Genomic DNA, 16511 nt, shown 5'->3' on the forward strand with positions numbered 1-16511 from the left:
CGCGCACTTTGGGCGAGTGGTCGCCATGGCTGCGATAGGGGGCAGCCATTTGCCCCCTCACGCAACTACCTTCCCGACCCGTACTGCCGCACCAAGATGCGCGTCCCACTCGCAGCCTCAAACTGCTGCCAAGCCAGCACCGCATTCCCCACTTCATTCATCGCCAGATCCGGCGCAGTCGCAATCTCGTCCGTGCCCTCCTGAGCCACCGGCGTCCCCCAGCCATCCGCCAGCGTGTGCCGAGCCGCATAGAGATCGCTCGTCCCCACCCCATTGCCCTGCGCCCATGCCACCAGCGCGTTCGTCGCATCGTCGACACCCACAGCAGGCAAGCTCGCCAACGCCTGTGAAGCCGCCGCCCGCACCGCACGGTCCGCGCCGAAGGCCGCCCCCGGCGCTGCCGTTGCTGCCATGAGCGCGTTGTCCAGCCGCCCCCAGCTCACGACCGCCGCACCCGCTGCATTCATGCGCAGCACGGGCGTGCTCAGCAAGGCCTGCGTGGCGACGAAAGGTGCGCCTACCCGTGTGGTGCTGCTCTGCCACGCGCCCGCCGAGAAGCGCTTGAACCACACGGCGCTCTCCCACTGGTTGCTGCCGCCGGGCAGGTCGACCTGGCCCCAGGCGAGCAGGGCGTTGCCGGCGGCGTCGATCGCCAGGTCGTGGGCGCCGATGGAGTGGCCGGTGCCGGTGTCGGGCACGAGTTCGGTGGCGGTGGTCCAGGTGCCGCTTGCGTTGGCGCGGTTGGTCCAGAGCGAGGCGCTGCTGCCGTCGGAGCGCTTCCACACCGCGACCGATTCGCCGGACCCCGCGACCACGACGGCTGGGTCGCCGTCCACGCTGCCCACGACTTCGTTGGTCTCGATGAGCGCAGCGGTGCCCCAGCCGCCGGCCGGGGTGTAGCGGTTGGCATAGATGCTGAAGCGCGTGGCCGGTCCGATCTGCGACCACACGGCGACGGCGTTGCCGTTGGCGTCGATGCCCACGCTGGCGTTGCCGACGATGCCGGTGCCGGTCTCCAGCAGCGCGGGGCTGCCCCAGCCGCCTGCAGGGTCGACGGGCAGCGCCCACAGGTCGTAGCCGGTCACGGAGCTCAGCTGGGTCCACAGCACGACGGCGCGGCCGCTGGGCTTGTCGATGGCGACGCGGATGTCGCGCACGCCGCCGGCGTTGGCCTCGAGGCGCTGCGGCGCGGTCCAGCCGCTGCCGGGCAGGTAGCGGCTGCCCCACAACCGATCCACCTGGGGATTGCCTTCGATCTGGCGCCACACGACGAGCGCGCGCCCTTGCGCGTCGATCGCGGTCTTCGGCAGGCTGGCGCCGCCGGCCGACAGCGCCGACGCATCGCCCCAGCCGATCACCGGCGGAGCCGCCACGAAGGTGGCCGTCACGACGAGCGCTGCGTCCATCCGCACGGTGCAGGTGCTGGCGTTGCCGCTGCATGCGCCGCCCCAATTGCCGAGCACCTGTCCCGCGGTTGGTGTGGCTGCGAGGACGACCTCGGTGCCCGCGCTGAAATCCGCACTGCAGCGATCGGTGCAGTCGATGCCCGCGGGCTGCGATCCGACGCGGCCGTTGCCGGTGATGCCGACCTCCAGTCGATGGGTCACTGCCGCCGGCGGGGGCGCGGGTGGAAAGAGGCCGAGGGGCGGCAGCGCGCCGCCACCCGATCCACCGCCACCGCCGCCGCAGGCCGCCAGCAGGGCCAGCGCGCCTGCGCACACCATCCACCGTCTGTAGCTGCTCGTCTTCGTCATGTCTGTGTTCCTCCGCGTCCGCTGGCGCCGGGGCCCGGTGCCTTCTGTGCTTGTTCGTTCAAGAGGGCCGGATCGTAGGGACGGTGTCGCGTGCGGCCCATAGCACCTTCGGGCACCTGCCCTAAGGTGCTATGGGCCGTTGCAAGGTGTCCCGATAGGCTCCCTGCATGACCTCTTCACGAACGCGCCTGTGCTCGCCCTTGCTTCTCATGGCTGCCGTTCTGGCAGGCGGATGTGCTTCGCATGCCGTGACCGACGACGCCATCGTCACGAACACCTCGCGCGCGCTGGGCCTGCCGCCGCAGGCGTTCACCATCTCGAACCGGGCCGACAGCGGCGTGCAGACGACCTTCCAGGCCCGCACCGACGGCGGACGGGTCTACAGCTGCTACGTGGAGGGTTCGGTGTCGGTGGTGGGTCGGGTGGTCAGCGATGCCATCTGCCAGGAGATGCGCCAGAGCGACGCCCCCGCGTCCGCGCGCCGCTCCGCCACGCGGCCGGCTACCGGTCCCGCACCGGCCTGCAATGCGCTGCTGCGCGCGGCCGGCCGTTGCAACTGAGGCGTCGCGACAGCCGGCGCGGCACCGATGCGCCGGCGTAGACAACAATGGCGCCCTACGAGGAGAGGGCGCGGGCCGGGCCCGCACCCAAGGATCACGGCACCATGAAACTCCTGCTTGTCGACGATCACCCGCTGTTCGGTGTCGGCTTTGCGCATGCGCTGACGCACGCCCGTCCCGACTTCGAAGTGCAGACCGCGCTCTCGCTGGCCGAGGGCGTGGCGCTTGCCTCGCAATGCGCGCCCGACATCGTGCTGATCGACTACCGTCTGGGCGGTGAAGACGGCCTCGAGGGCCTGCGTCTCTTCGGTGCCCGGCATCCCCTCGTGTCGCGCCTGATGATCTCGGGCGACGAAGAACCGGCACTCGCCGACCGCGCACGGGCCGCGGGTGCGGCCGGCTTCATCGGCAAGTCGCGCTCGGTGGCGCACATCGCGGCGGCGCTGGACGAGGTGGCCGCCGGCGGCGAGTCTTTCGATGTGCTGGTCTCGCGCACCGGCCTGCCGGTGGCGAGCCTCACGCCGCGCCAGCTCGAAGTGCTGCTGCTGGTGGCGCAAGGCCGCCAGAACAAACAGATCGCCGCCGAGCTGGCGATCGCGGAGCGCACGGTCAAGCTCCACATCACGGCCTTGCTCGACACGATGGACGCGCGCAATCGCACCCACCTGCTGGTCCAGGCGCGGCGCGCGGGGCTGCTGCTGGAGCCGCGATGAAGCCGTCGGTGCCTGCCGCTCTCGCACCGCCGCTGAAAGCGCAACGCGACCCCGGTGCGCGCGGCCTCATCGCCGCGTGCCTGCGCTTCTCGGACCTCCAGCTCCAGCAGGTCGAGCAGATGATCCGCACCACGCCCTGGGCGTGGATGCTGGCCGCGCTCGGCGGGTACCTGTGCTATCGCGAGTACGCGACGGGCGCGGACGGTGCGCGCATGCAGGCGTGGTTCGCCGTCTACTGCTTTCTCGTCGCCGTGCGGGGCGGCATCTGGGTCGCATGGGCGCTGCGGCCCGGCCTTCGGTCGAATCTCGCGGCGATGGCGCTGCCCCTCATGGCCAGCAGCCAGAGCCTGGCCTTGTCGTGGGGTGTCCTGTGCGTCCTGCTGCAGAGCGACGGGCCGGCACAGGCCGAGGCCATCCTTCACATCACGATGGTCACCGTCTCGCTCGGCGGCGCGATCCGGCTCTCGACGATGGAGCGGTCGGCCATCGTCTATGTGGGCCTCATCCTCGGGCCGCTGGTGCTGCGCGACATCTGGTTCGGTGGCAGCTACCACCTGGGCATGGCGATGATCGTGACCTTGATTGGCGTCTACACGCTGCTGAGTTCCAGGGAGCTCTCTCGCGCGCTGCACGAGATCCAGGCGCAGCGCCGGCGCAATGCCGAACTCGTGACCGCGCTGAGCGCCGAAAACGAACGCAGCCGCTCGGCCCGCCAGACCGCCGAAGAAGCCGTGGCCGCGCGCATGCGTTTCTTCGCCTCGGCCAACCACGACCTTCGCCAGCCGCTCAACGCGATGGCGCTGCTCGCGCAGACCCTGCACACGGTCAGCACGCAACCGCAGGTGCAACAGCTTTCGGAGCAGCTCGTGGCCTGCGCCGACGGCATGACCGACGTGGTCGATGACCTGCTCGACATCACGCGCGCCGATGCCGGATCGATCAGCCCGCAGTGGTCGCTCTTCGCCATCGACGCGCTGCTGCGCGACTGCTGCCGGCCGCACCAGGCGGTGGCCGCGGCCAAGGGCTTGAAGTTCGAAATGGCGATCGACGCCGCCACCATCCGCAGCGACCGCGCCTTGCTCACGCGCGTGCTCACCAACCTGCTGGCGAACGCCATCCGCTACACGCGCAAGGGCGCGGTGCGGATCGTCGGCTCGGTCGACAACGGCCGGCTGCGGCTGGCCATCGAAGACACGGGCATCGGCATCACGCCCGAGCATCTGCCGCACATCTTCGACGAGTTCTATCAAATCGATAACCCGGCGCGCGACCGCCGCCTGGGCTACGGCCTCGGCCTCGCGACCGTCAAGCGATTGAGCGAATTGCTCGACCTGGGCGTGACCGTGCGCTCGCAGCCGGGGCAGGGCAGCGTGTTCGAAGTGCAGGTGCCGTTGGCCGATGTGGCCGAGAGCGGACGGGCGGACGATGCCGAACGGCTCGCTGCGTCATCGACCACCGCATTGGCAGCGCGCGTGCTCGTGGTCGATGACGACCAGAGTTCGTTGCAGGCGCTGCAAGGGCTGCTGGCGTCGTGGGGCGCGGAGGTCCGCGCCGCGGGCGACATGGCGGGCGCGCTCGGTTGCCTGCAGACGGGCTTCCGACCCGATGCACTCGTGGTCGACCTGCGGCTCGGCGTGCAGGTGAGCGGCATCCAGGCCATCGCAGACCTGCGCCTCGCATTGAACGAGGTGGAGCTGCCCGCGTTGATCGTGACCGGTGACGTGGGAGGCGACTACCTGGCGGCGGCACGCGAAGCCGGCCTGCCGGTGCTCGTCAAGCCGGTGCGGCCCTCGCAGCTGCGTGCCTTCCTGGGCCATGCGCAGGCCCGCGGCAGAGAGCGCGCGCCCGACTGATCGATGGATCGATTCAGCGCGTCGCGACCGCGTGCCCCGCAATCGCATCGATCACCGGCGCCCACGTCACCTTCGGCAGCGCGTGCCCCATGCCTTCGATGGTCACCATCTTTGCACCGGGCACGTGCCGCGCCACATCCTTCCCGCACTCGATCGGCACCAGCGGATCGACATCGCCATGAATCACCAGCGTCGGCACCTTCAGCGACGCCAGCCGCTCCCTGCGGCTGCCTGAGGCGATGATCGCCGCGAGCTGGCGCGCATAGCCGGCCGGGTGCAGGCCGCGTTCAAACGTGCGTTCCGCGCGTGCGGCGTCGAGTGCTTCTTCCTCGGGATGCGAACCGGCGCGCAGCACCTTCATCACCTGCTGCTGGCGCGCGATGTAGCCGGCACGGTCCAGCGGTGTGGGCGTGAGCAGCACCTGCAGCGCCTGGGGTTGAGGCGGTGGCAAATCGGGGGCGCCGCTCGTCGCCATGATCGACACCAGCGTGCGCACGCGCGCCGGATGGCGCAGCGCGATCTCCTGGCCGATGGCGCCGCCCATCGAGGCGCCGACGATGTGGGCGCTTTCGATGTCGAGCGCATCGAGCAGGCCCACGGCATCGTCCGCCATGTGGGCCAGCGTGTACGGCACCTGCGATGCGTTCACGGGCACACCCGCGAGGGCTTGCCCCAGCAGTTTCGCCACGTCGGGAATACCCGCGATGGTCAGGCGCGTGGACAGCCCGATGTCGCGGTTGTCGAAACGGATGACGCGGTAGCCGCGCGCGGCGAGGCGTTCGCAAAAGGCCTCGTCCCACGCAATCATCTGCGTGCCCAGGCCCATGATCAACAGCAGCGGTGGTGCGGCCGGATCGCCGAAGCAGTCATACGCCAGCTCGATGCCGTTGGACGAAGCGAACAAAGGGGAAGAAGGGGCGCGTTGCATGGGGCGTGGCTGTGAAAAGGAAGGGGAGAGAAAGGAAGAGAAGCGAAAGGCAACCGTCGCGCGTTGCGCTTTTTTGCCCTGCGGCCGGGCCGGTGGTTCGCCGACGATCTTTCCGTGGCGTGTTGCAGCGAGAAAGGTTCGTTCAGACCATCCGCGAGTGACTTCGGGACAATTTCGCACCATCGGGAAACTCCGAGTCTGCACGCGCAGAACGCTTCGATATCCTGCGACGACCTTGGAGTGCGAAGCCAGTGGCGGCTTTGCAATCGAAGGCACGTGTTCTGAAGGGATTGAATCGCCGTGCATCGTTCGCCACCCGACTTCGCGTCACGCGTCTACGGACCCCAGCGCGTCGCAGCCATCGTCGCCACCCTGGTCGAAGAAGGCATCACACCGGGACACACCCTGAGCGGAAGCGGCCTGACGGAAGAACAACTGCGCGCACCTGCGACGCGGATTTCCTACGAACAAGCGGCCATCGTCTTCCGCAACGCGGTGCGTCTTGCGCCCGGTCCCACCATCGCCTTCCGCGCGGGCATCCGCATGCACCTCACGGCCTACGGCATGTACGGCTACGGGTTGCTGAGCAGTCCCACGCATGCCGACCTGATGGACTTCAGCATCAAGTACAACCGCGTCATGGGCCCCGTGGCCGGGCCGGTGTCGTACACGTGCAGCGGTGGCACCGCGGTGCTGCCCTACGAGGTGCTGCTGTCGTCCGATCCGCAAGATCCGCTGTACCGCTTCGCGCTCGAGTTCGCCTTTGCGGTGCACCTGCGGCTGGGGCGCGATCTCTTCGGCCCTTCGTTCGGGCTCTCTGCATTGCACGTGCGCTTTGCCGAGCCCGAAGACCTGAGCGCCTACCGCACGCTGTTCGGCTGCCCCGTGGCCTTCGGCCAGCCGCGCGATGAACTGCGCATCGGCTCGCCGTGGGTCGACCATCCGCCGCGGCTGCCCGACTCGGTCACGCATGCGATGGTGAGCGAGATGTGCCAGCAGGTGCTGGCCGACCTGCCGCGCTCTGGCGGCGTCTCGTCGGTGGTGCGGCGCACGCTGATCGACCACATGCCATGGCGCTTTCCGACCATCGAGCCGATGGCCTCGGAGCTGTCGATCCATCCGCGCACCTTGCGCCGCCGGCTCGAAACCGAAGGCACCACCTACCGCGGCATCCTGGCCGATGTGCGTCGCGTGCTGGCCATCGAATACCTGCGCACCACGCGCATGACCACCGAGGAAATCGCCGAGCGACTGGGCTACAGCGACGCCTCGAACTTCCGCCACGCCTTCGTGCGCTGGACCGGCCGCAGCCCGCAGGACTACCGCGCGGCCAAGGCCTGAGCTTCTTCGAGCGATGCCGCATCGGGCATCGCGAACGTCACTGCTGATTCACACGCGAGCGCCTTCGTGCGGCGTTCGCGTGTCGCGCATGTGGCCGTCGATCCACATCTCTGTTCGCAGTTGTGAGCCGCCCCTGCGCGTCGTTTCCACACGCGTCCCGAAATCACCGCGAAGTGGTCGCATCGCACCTTTTCTTGTCGACGTCGCAGCGAAAAGATGGCGCCCGGAGCAACCAGAACAAAGTGCCCGATCCGAGCCTCGCTGAAGGCACGGACGAGGCCGACAGGAGACAGACAACACATGGATGCACCTCGCGCGTGCCGGCATGCTCGGCACGGACTGGACGTACGCGGCGGGTTCACCCCATGCATGCGAGCCGACTCACTGGCAGGGCGCCGCCGTTGCGCGTCGCTGCTTTTCCTTTTTCCCGACCTCGATCCTTTCTCGAACGACCGCCCGACCGGGTAGCCGTGTGCATCGCGACTGCACGTCGGGCTTTTTCTTCCTCTCTTCTTTTTTCCCTTTTCCCTTTCCCTCCACTCCCGAGATGACCATGACCGAATCCTCTTCGATGGCCCCGCCGTCCCGTCGCCTGCTGATGCTCGAGTGGCGCGCCGTGGCGGAGCTGTCCGCGTTCTTCACCATGGCCCCGATGCTGCGCATGGCGTCCGCGGGCGACGGGCATCCCGTGCTCGTGCTGCCGGGCCTCTCGGCGAGCGATGCATCGACGCAACCGCTGCGTGCCTTCCTGCGCGACCGCGGCTACCGCGCGCACGGATGGAAGCTCGGCCCCAACTTCGGCCCGCGCCCTGGCGTGGAAGACCAGATGCAGGCGCGCCTGGCCGAGCTGCACGAGCGCTACCAGCGCAAGGTGAGCATCGTCGGCTGGAGCCTGGGCGGCGTGTTCGCACGAGAGCTGGCACGGCGCGCACCGTCGCAGGTGCGCAGCGTCATCACGCTCGGCAGTCCGTTCGCGGGCGAGCCGCGTGCGAGCAACGCGTGGCGGCTGTACGAGAGGGTGAGCGAGCGCAAGGTCGACGACTGGCCCGAGCGCGAACGCATGCGCACGCCGCCGCCCGTGCCGGCCAGCGCCATCTACAGCCGCAGCGACGGCATCGTGGCCTGGCAGGGCTGCCGCGAACGCGAGACCGCGACCTCGGAAAACATCGAGGTCGAGGGCAGCCACTGCGGCCTCGGCCACAACCCCGTGGTGCTCTACGCCATTGCCGACCGGCTCGCACAGCCCGAGGGCGAATGGAAGCCCTTCCGCCGCGAAGGCCTGCGCCGCCTGCTCTACCTCGACCCGCACCGCGACGTGCGCAAGGCCGCCTGACCCGCTTCATCAGTCACTCACTCACTTCCTGGAGACGCACATGAACAGCAAGCCCTGGCTGGCTTCCTACCCCGAAGGCGTGGCGTGGGACCACGAGATCACGCCCACCTCGGTCCAGCAGATATTGATCGACGCCGTGGCCGGCTTTCCCGACCGGCCGGCCATCGACTTCATGGGCAAGCGCCTGAACTACCGCGAGCTCGGCGCGCTGGTCGACCGCGCCGCCAAGGGCCTGCAGGCCCTGGGCGTGCGCCCCGGCGTGCACGTGGGCCTGTTTTTGCCCAACACGCCGCACTACCTGGTCGCGCTGTTCGGCGTGCTGCAGGCGGGCGGCACGGTGGTCAACTACTCGCCGCTTGATGCGGCGAAGGTGCTCGAGCACAAGATCGAGGACAGCCAGACCGACTTTCTCATCACGCTCGACCTGGCGTCGCTGTACCCGCAGATGGCCGCGATGCTCGGCAAGACACGCCTGAAGAAGCTCATCGTCGGCAACCTCGCCGAGATGACCGGCGCACCCGAGCAGGTGGCCGCGCAGATGAAGGCGAAGAACGAAACCGTCGAGATCTCCGGCGACGAGCACCACCTGCGTTTTTCCGAGCTGCTCGACAACGACGGCCGCTACACGCCGCACCCCCTCGGCGATCCGCGCGAGGCCCTGGCCATCCTGCAGTACACGGGCGGCACCACCGGCCTGCCCAAGGGCGCGATGCTCACGCACGCCAACCTGTCGTCGGCCTGCGAACAGGTGGTGATCACGCAGTCGGGCACGCCGCCCGTGCTGCAGATGGGCACCGAACGACTGCTCGCGGTGCTGCCGCCGTTTCACATCTACGCGCTCACGGTCAACCTGCTGCTGGGCGTGCGCCTGGCCGCCGAGATCGTGCAGCACCTGCGCTTCGACCCCAAGGCCGCGCTGCGCGACATCGCCGAGAAAGAACTCACCACCTTCTGCGGCGTGCCCACCATGTTCACCGCGGTGATCGGCGACCCCGACACGCCGCAGTACGACCTGCACTCGCTCAAGCTGTGCAACTCGGGCGGCGCGCCGCTGCCGATGGAGGTCGGCGAGCGCTTCCGCGCCATCACCGGCACCTGGCTGGCCGAAGGCTGGGGCATGACCGAGACCTCGCCCACCGGCACCTTCTCGCCCGCGCACGGCCAGCGCAAGGCCGGCTCGTGCGGCATTCCGCACCCGGGCGTCGTCATCAAGATGCTCGACCTCGAAGACCCGTCGCGCTACGTGCCGCTGGGCGAGAAGGGCGAGCTGTGCATCCAGGGCCCGAACGTGATGAAGGGCTACTGGAACAAGCCCGAGGCCACGGCCGAAAGCACCACCTTCGACGGCTTCTTTCGCACCGGCGACGTGGGCTACATGGACGACGACGGCTTCGTCTTCATCGTCGACCGCTGCAAGGACATGCTGCTGTGCAGCGGCTACAACGTCTATCCGCGCGTGCTCGAAGAAGCCATCTACCAGCACCCGGCGGTGAACGAGGTGGCGGTGATCGGCGTGCCCGACGACTACCGCGGCCAGTCGCCCAAGGCCTTCGTGATGCTCAAGGCCGGCGCCGAGCCCTTCACGCTGGCGCAGCTGCAGGCCTTCCTCAAGGAGCGCGTGGGCAAGCACGAGATGGTGCAGGCCCTGGAGATCCGCGCCGCGCTGCCCAAGACGGCGGTCGGCAAGCTCTCGAAGAAAGACCTCGTGGACGAAGAGCTGCGCGCTCAGGCCGTCGCCGCGGCCACCGCCTGAACGGCACCACCCCCAATCCAACCGACGAAAGAGGCCCGCCATGGACCACCTGAGCAGCATGGACGCGTCGTTCCTGCACCTTGAAACCCCCGAGACGCCGATGCACGTCGGCAGCCTCATGCTCCTGGACCTGCCCGAGGGCTACCGGGGCGACTACTACGAAGACGTGAAGGGCATGCTGGGCAAGCGGCTGCACCTGGCGTCGGTGCTGACGCGCAAGCTCGCGCAGATGCCTTTCGAGCTGGCCGAACCGGTGTGGATCGACGACGACGACATCGACCTCGACTACCACGTGCGCAGCCTCACGCTGCGCCGCCCCGGCACCATGGAGCAGCTGCACCACCTGGTCGCGCGGCTGCATTCGAGCCTGCTCGACCGCAGCCGCCCGCTGTGGGAGATGTACGTCATCGAAGGCCTGGAAAACGGCCAGGTGGCCTTCTATACCAAGGCCCACCACAGCGGCGTCGACGGCAAGGCCGGCACCGAGCTGGCCAAGGTGCTCTACGACACCACGGCGCAGATGCGCGAGGTGCGGCCCGCGCGCCGCAAGCGCGGCGGCGGCAGCCACTACCAGCTCGGCGTGGCCGAGCTGTTGCAGGCGGCGGTGTCCAACTCGGCGCGCCAGTACCGCAAGCTCGCCGAGCTGCTGCCTTCAGCCGCGCGCGCCCTCACGGCGGCCGGCAGCGTGCTCGCGAGCCAGCAGACCGGCAAGGGCCAGCGCCGCCTGAGCCTGGGCATGGCGCCCAAGAGCATGTTCAACGACGCCATCACCAACCAGCGTTCGTACAGCACGATGTCGCTGCCCTTCGACGAACTGAAGGCGCTGGGCAAGCGCGTGGGCGGCACCGTCAACACGATCGTGATGGCGATGTGCAGCGAGGCGCTGGCCCGCTTCCTGAAAGAGCGCAACCTGCTGCCGAAAGAAGCGCTGATCGCCGGCGTGCCCGTGAGCCTGCGCGCGGAGGGCGACGATTCGATGAACAACCAGGTGTCGATGGTGCGCGTCGACCTGGCGACCGACATCGGCGATGTGGCCGAGCGCTTCAAGGCGATCCATGCCTCGTCGGAAGCCGCCAAGGCCGTGGTGCGCGAGCTCAAGCCGGTGCTCGGCGTGGACATGCCGATCACCGGCTCGCCCTGGCTCATGACCAGCCTGGCCTCGCTGTACGGCCGCTCCAACCTGGCGCGCCGCGTGCCGCCCGCGGCCAACGTGCTGATCTCGAACGTGCCGGGCCCGGGCGCCACGCTCTATGTGGCGGGCGCGCGGATGATGCACTTCTACCCGGTCTCCATTCCGTACCACGGCAGTGCGCTGAACATCACCGTGCAGAGCTATGCGGGCTCGCTCGACTTCGGCCTCACGGCCTGCCGTCGCATCCTGTCGCAGGAGGAGTCGTACGAGCTGATCGGCCACCTGCGCGCGGCGCTGCGGCAGATCGAGCGGCTGCCGAGCATCGAGGCCGCGGCCAAGCCAGCGGTCGCGAAGGAGGCTGAAGCCGAGGTCGTGCCCGCCAAGGCTCCGCGCCGCGCGAAGGCGCCCGCTGCGTCCAAGCCACGTGCAGTCGCTGCGACTGCAGCGCCCGCCACCAAGAAGCCCCGCGCGCCGCGCAAGCCGGCCGCAGCCGCCAAGGGCAAGCGCGCCACCGCTGCTGCTGCCTAGCCTTCCCGACGATCCCTTCATCGACCGACCCCCCAAGGAAGCAAGACCATGACCCCCACTTCTGCGCAGGCCCCCGCCCGCGCGCCGTACAACGCGGCGGACGAGGCTTTGTTTTCGAAAGTCAGCTGGCACCTGCTGCCGCTGCTGATCCTCTGCTACATCGTCGCGTTCATCGACCGCATCAACATCGGTTTCGCGCAGCTGCAGATGAAGCAGACGCTGGCCTTCAGCAACGAGGCCTATGCGCTGGGCGCGGGCATCTTCTTCATCGGCTACTTTCTCTTCGAGGTGCCGAGCAACCTCATGCTCGAGAAGATCGGCGCACGCAAGACGCTGCTGCGCATCATGTTCTGCTGGGGGCTCGTGGCCTCGGCCATGATGTTCGTGGAGACCACCACGCAGTTCTACGTGCTGCGCTTCCTGCTCGGCGCGTTCGAGGCGGGCTTCTTCCCGGGGATCATCCTGTACCTCACCTACTGGTACCCCTCGGCGCGGCGCTGCAACGTGATCTCGATCTTCATGACGGCCACCGCCATCGGCTACCTGCTGGCCGGACCGCTGTCGGGCTGGATCATGAAGTACATGAACGGCCTGGGCGGCCACCACGGCTGGCAGTGGCTGTTCGTGGTGCAGGGCCTGCCGGCGTCGCTGCTGGGCATCGTTGCGTTCTTCTACCTGAAGGACAAGCCCGAGCAGGCCCACTGGCTCACGCCTTCCGAGAAGCTCGCGCTGCGCAACCACCTGGACAACGAGCCGCATGCGGTGGAGACCGCCTCGCACGGTTCGTTCTGGGCGCTGCTGCGCGACCCCAAGGTGTTCACGATGGCCTTCGTGTACTTCCTGTTCCTGGGCGCCAATTACACGCTGGTGTTCCTGGTGCCCACGCTCATCAAGAACTGGGGCGTGGGTGACGTGTTCATGGTCGGCTTGTTGTCCGCGATACCCGCGGTCTTCGGCGCCATCGGCATGGTGTTCGTCGGCCGCAGTTCCGACAAGCACCTGGAGCGGCGCAAGCACTTCTTCTTCTGCGTGGCGCTGGCTTCGGCCGGCCTGCTGGTAGCCGTCTTCAGCGGCGGCAACCTGGTGCTGGCGCTGGCGGGCCTGGCGGTGATGAGCATCGGCCAGTCGGCCAACACGCCGATCTTCTTCGCGGCCATCAGCGAGTACCTGCCGCGCAAGTCGGCGGCCGGCGGCATTGCGCTGATCAGCAGCCTGGGCAACCTCGGGCCCGCGGTGATGCCGGTGATCACCGCATGGATCACCACGGCCTCGGGCAGCTCGGACAACAGCATGTTCCTTGCGATCGGGCTGTGGCTGTCGTCAGGCGTGGTCCTGATGCTCGTCATGCGGCCCGCCGCCGCGCGCCGCTCGCAGCTCGCGACGGCCTGATTTTTTCGTTACCCGATATTTCATTCACCCAAGGAGATTCGATTCATGGCAACCCGCAAGACCGCAGCCAACACCAGCCCTCTCTTCCCCACGGCGCTGCCGTCGATGGAAGACTTCGGCAAGCTGATCGAACAGCTCAAGCTGCCCGGCGTGGACGTCGGCGCGCTCGTGGAATGGCAGCGCAAGGACATGGAAGCGCTGGCCGAGGCCAACCGGCAGGCCTACGAAGGCATCCAGTCGCTGGCGCAGCGGCGCGGCGAGATCCTGCGCGAAACGCTGGCCCAGTGGCAAGACGCACTGAAGGACGCCACCGGCAAGGACGCCCTCTCCAAGCAGACCGAGGCTGCGCAGCGTGGTGTGCAGCAGGCCGTCGACAACTTCCGCGAACTCGCGCAGCTCGAAGCGCAGGCGCGCACCAACAGCTGGAAGGTGGTGCAGGACCGGCTGAACGAGAACATGGCCAACCTGCAGCAACTGCTGCAGCCGAAGAAGTAAACGCCAGAACGCCACGCAGGATGTCTGCGTGGCGTCCGTTCAGAAGGCGTGGCGAATGCCGACGTCGTAACCCATCGACGAGCGCGGCGCCCAGCCCGCGGCCTGCGCCGTGCCACCTGTGAGGTAGCTCACCGAACCGCCGGTGATGGCGCCCATCACACCGGGGTTGTTCCAGCCGTTCTTGATGCGAATGCGGGACACCGAGGCATACAGCGCGGTGCGCTTGGACAGGTTGTGCACGTAGCCCAGTGCGATCTGGTTGGCCGTGGTGTCGCGGTTGCTGTTCAGATCGGTCGTGGCCGGCGCGCCGTTCTTGTATTTCACCGAAGCGTACGACGCGCGGATGAGGCCGGGGCCCACGGGCACGCTCACGCCCAGCAGGTAGCCGTCGTACCGGTCCTTGCGCGTCGTGGTGGTCATGAGCGGAGCGGCCAGGCCCGGCAGGTTCTGCAGCGCACCGGTCTCGTTCTGGTCCTGCACACGCGACAGTTCGCCGAACAGCTTGGCGGGGCCGAAGTCGTACGACGCACCCAGGTTCAGCGAGTTGATCTTGCGCGCCTGCGTGGCAGTCACGAGGCCCAGCGCGTTGAGCGTCGTGCTGTCGGCGGCCGTGCTCTGGCTGTAGGCCACGGCCATGTCGAGCGGGCCCTGGGCGTAGCCGACGCGCCCGCCCACGAAGCGGCCCTTGGCCGACGGCGTGCCGGCCTGGTCGCTGCGCTTCGTGTTCTCGTGCAGCGCGTACTGCAGCTGGCCGTAGACGCCGCCCAGGTTCGGCGGCAGGAAGTAGCCGATCGAATTGCCGGTGCGCACGTAGTTGTCGGTCGCGCCCACCACGGAGCGCGGCCCGGCGGCGGCGGCCAGGCGGCTGTTGATGTTGGCCATCAGGTTGGTGCCGACGCCCTGCGTGCCGAAGGGGCTGAACACCGTGTCGTTCCAGAAGGTCGCGGCGTAGTCGCGGCCCAGCCGCACTTCGCCGAAGGGGCCCGACAGGCTCACGGTCGAGCGGCGGTTGAAGTTGTCGATGCCCTTGGCACCGTCGTCGTTCGAGATGCCCGACTCGAGCCAGAAGCTGGCCGCCAGGCCACCGCCCAGGTCTTCCGTGCCGCGAAAGCCGATGCGGCTGCCCGCATAGCCCGAGTTCGACATCGCGGTCTGGCTCTTCTTCGCGCCGCCTGCTGCACTGGCCGAAGGCACCGCGAAGGGGTTGGGGCTGTGGTACGTGCTCTTCGACGTGTAGCGGCTGATGCCGACGTCGACGATGCCGAACACCGTGACGGACGATTGGGCCGATGCGGTGCCGGCGGCGAGGAGGGCGAGGGCGGACAGGGCGTGATGTTGCTTCATGGCAGGTCTTGCGTTGCGTGCTTCTTCAGGGATGAACGAGGCCGCTGGTGCGCATCGCTGCGTTCCAGGGCTCGGGTGTGCCGAAGGGCGTGCGCCTTTCAGTGACTTCGGTGCGGTGGGGTAGGCGCGCGTCAGGGCGCGCCGTGGGCGCTCAGGCCGCGGGTTCGCTCGCCGCGCCGTCGGCGAACATGGCCGCGATGGTCGACGCCTCCAGCCCGGCTTCGGCCAGGATGCGGCGGGTGTCCGCGCCGCGACGCACCGGTGCGCGCAGCGAAGGCGTCAGCGGCTCGCTGGACGTGAAGCCGATGCCCGGCACGGGCACCCGTCGCGAGGTGTGGGACAGTGACAGTTCCACATGCGGCCAGTCGCGCGCCATCTGTGCCGCCGCCTGTGCCGGGCGCATCACCGGCGTGGCGGGCACCTCATGGCGGGTCAGCAGCGCATCCCATTCGGCCACGGTCTGTCCGCCCAGCGCCTGGCCCAGCAAGGCCTGCGCGCGCGTCACATCGCGCTGCTCGGCGGCCTCGTGCAGTTGCGACAGCAGCGCTGCGTCCGTGCCGACCTCGCGCAACGCGTTCCGCAGTCCCAGCGCCTGGTTGGCCGCATTGCAGACGATGGCCAGCTGGCCGTCGGTCGCCTCGAACGTGCCCGACAAGGGGCTGCCGGAAAACGCGGTCGACGCACTGCGCGGCATCTCCATGCCGCTGACCAGCGGCCCCGCGTAGGTGGGCGCCATCAGCGTGAGCGCCGCGCCCATCATCGACACCTGGAGCCATTCGCCGCGTGTGCGTGCCTCGCCGCTCGTGCTGCGGTCGCGCCGGTAGAGCGCGCTCATCACCGCCAGCGCGGCCTGCTGGCCCACGGCGTAGTCGACCAGGGGGAAGCCCACCCGCTGCGGCTTGCCGTCACTGCCGGCGTTGGCCACCATCAGGCCGCTGGCGGCCTGGATGACGTGGTCGTAGGCGCGCCGGTCCGAGGCAGGCCCGAAGCCGGTGATCGAGCAGACGACCAGCTGTGGATGGCGTTCGATCAGTTGCTGCGGATCGAAGCCGAGCGCCGCCAGCTTGCCGGGCCGGAAGTTCTCCAGCAGCACGTCCGCGCTGCCGATCAGCGCTGCCAGCGCTTCCTTGGCCCGCGGGTCGCGCGCATCGATGGCCAGCGATCGCTTGCCCGCGCCCTGCGTCACGAAGGTCTCGCCCAGCCCGAGGGCGGTCAGTTCGGCGTCCAGACCCTTGGCGCGGATCATGTCGTCGCTGTCGGCGCGCTCGATGCGGATCACCTCGGCGCCGAGCAGGCCGAGCTGGTAGCCGGCGAAGGGCCCGGCCAGCACGTGGGTCCAGTCGATGACGCGCAGGCCTGCGAGGGGTGTGGTGGTGTTCGATGTCATG

13 protein-coding genes are annotated in these 16511 nt (G+C 68.7%); 9 read left to right on the top strand and 4 right to left on the bottom strand.

Annotated features, from left to right (window positions below):
* Window positions 1–65: 65 nt before the first annotated feature.
* The gene (locus CY658_RS03330; RefSeq protein ID WP_101488846.1) at window positions 66–1754 is read right to left on the bottom strand and encodes an InlB B-repeat-containing protein; all 1689 of its coding nucleotides are present in this window, start codon (window positions 1752–1754) and stop codon (window positions 66–68) included.
* A 167-nt stretch (window positions 1755–1921) separates the two neighbouring features.
* Here CY658_RS03330 and CY658_RS03335 point away from each other — a divergent pair, with 167 nt between their 5' ends.
* From CY658_RS03335 to CY658_RS03345, 3 genes are all read left to right on the top strand, one after another.
* Complete coding sequence (locus CY658_RS03335) at window positions 1922–2314, top strand: hypothetical protein (protein WP_257884651.1); 393 nt, start codon at window positions 1922–1924, stop codon at window positions 2312–2314.
* Between the two features lie 104 nt (window positions 2315–2418).
* On the top strand, window positions 2419–3027 hold the full coding sequence (locus tag CY658_RS03340; RefSeq protein ID WP_101488848.1) for a response regulator transcription factor: 609 nt from the start codon (window positions 2419–2421) through the stop codon (window positions 3025–3027).
* Window positions 3024–4880, top strand: a complete 1857-nt coding sequence (locus tag CY658_RS03345) for an ATP-binding response regulator (RefSeq protein WP_101488849.1) — start codon at window positions 3024–3026, stop codon at window positions 4878–4880. Before CY658_RS03340 ends, CY658_RS03345 begins: the two co-directional genes overlap by 4 nt.
* A 13-nt stretch (window positions 4881–4893) precedes the next feature.
* On the opposite strand, the gene CY658_RS03350 is transcribed toward CY658_RS03345, so the two are convergent.
* Entirely contained in the window at window positions 4894–5808 is a 915-nt protein-coding gene (locus CY658_RS03350; RefSeq protein ID WP_101488850.1) for an alpha/beta fold hydrolase, read from the bottom strand.
* Between the two features lie 300 nt (window positions 5809–6108).
* On the opposite strand from CY658_RS03350, the gene CY658_RS03355 reads away from it, so the two are divergent.
* The 6 genes from CY658_RS03355 to phaP all read left to right on the top strand — a co-directional run bounded on the left by CY658_RS03355 (window position 6109) and on the right by phaP (window position 13779).
* Window positions 6109–7149 (top strand): AraC family transcriptional regulator, encoded by a 1041-nt coding sequence (locus CY658_RS03355; RefSeq protein WP_101488851.1) that lies wholly within the window; start codon window positions 6109–6111, stop codon window positions 7147–7149.
* 553 nt (window positions 7150–7702) lie between these two features.
* Window positions 7703–8482, top strand: coding sequence for an esterase/lipase family protein (locus tag CY658_RS03360; RefSeq protein ID WP_101490206.1), 780 nt, complete (start codon window positions 7703–7705; stop codon window positions 8480–8482).
* Window positions 8483–8522: 40 nt separating this feature from the next.
* Window positions 8523–10235, top strand: a complete 1713-nt coding sequence (locus tag CY658_RS03365; protein WP_101488852.1) for a long-chain-fatty-acid--CoA ligase — start codon at window positions 8523–8525, stop codon at window positions 10233–10235.
* Between the two features lie 40 nt (window positions 10236–10275).
* The gene (locus CY658_RS03370; protein WP_101488853.1) at window positions 10276–11895 is read left to right on the top strand and encodes a wax ester/triacylglycerol synthase family O-acyltransferase; all 1620 of its coding nucleotides are present in this window, start codon (window positions 10276–10278) and stop codon (window positions 11893–11895) included.
* A gap of 48 nt (window positions 11896–11943) precedes the next feature.
* Complete coding sequence (locus CY658_RS03375; RefSeq protein WP_101488854.1) at window positions 11944–13284, top strand: MFS transporter; 1341 nt, start codon at window positions 11944–11946, stop codon at window positions 13282–13284.
* A 45-nt stretch (window positions 13285–13329) separates the two neighbouring features.
* Window positions 13330–13779, top strand: coding sequence for a phasin family protein (gene phaP / locus CY658_RS03380; RefSeq protein WP_101488855.1), 450 nt, complete (start codon window positions 13330–13332; stop codon window positions 13777–13779).
* Between the two features lie 39 nt (window positions 13780–13818).
* Here phaP and CY658_RS03385 read toward each other — a convergent pair whose 3' ends face one another.
* Entirely contained in the window at window positions 13819–15123 is a 1305-nt protein-coding gene (locus CY658_RS03385) for a porin (RefSeq protein WP_101488856.1), read from the bottom strand.
* Window positions 15124–15274: 151 nt separating this feature from the next.
* Window positions 15275–16510: a CaiB/BaiF CoA transferase family protein gene (locus CY658_RS03390; protein ID WP_101488857.1), complete on the bottom strand. Its 1236-nt coding sequence runs from the start codon at window positions 16508–16510 to the stop codon at window positions 15275–15277.
* Window position 16511: the final 1 nt, after the last annotated feature.

The sequence above is a fragment of the Variovorax sp. RO1 genome, assembly GCF_002849325.1.
GTDB lineage: Bacteria > Pseudomonadota > Gammaproteobacteria > Burkholderiales > Burkholderiaceae_C > Variovorax.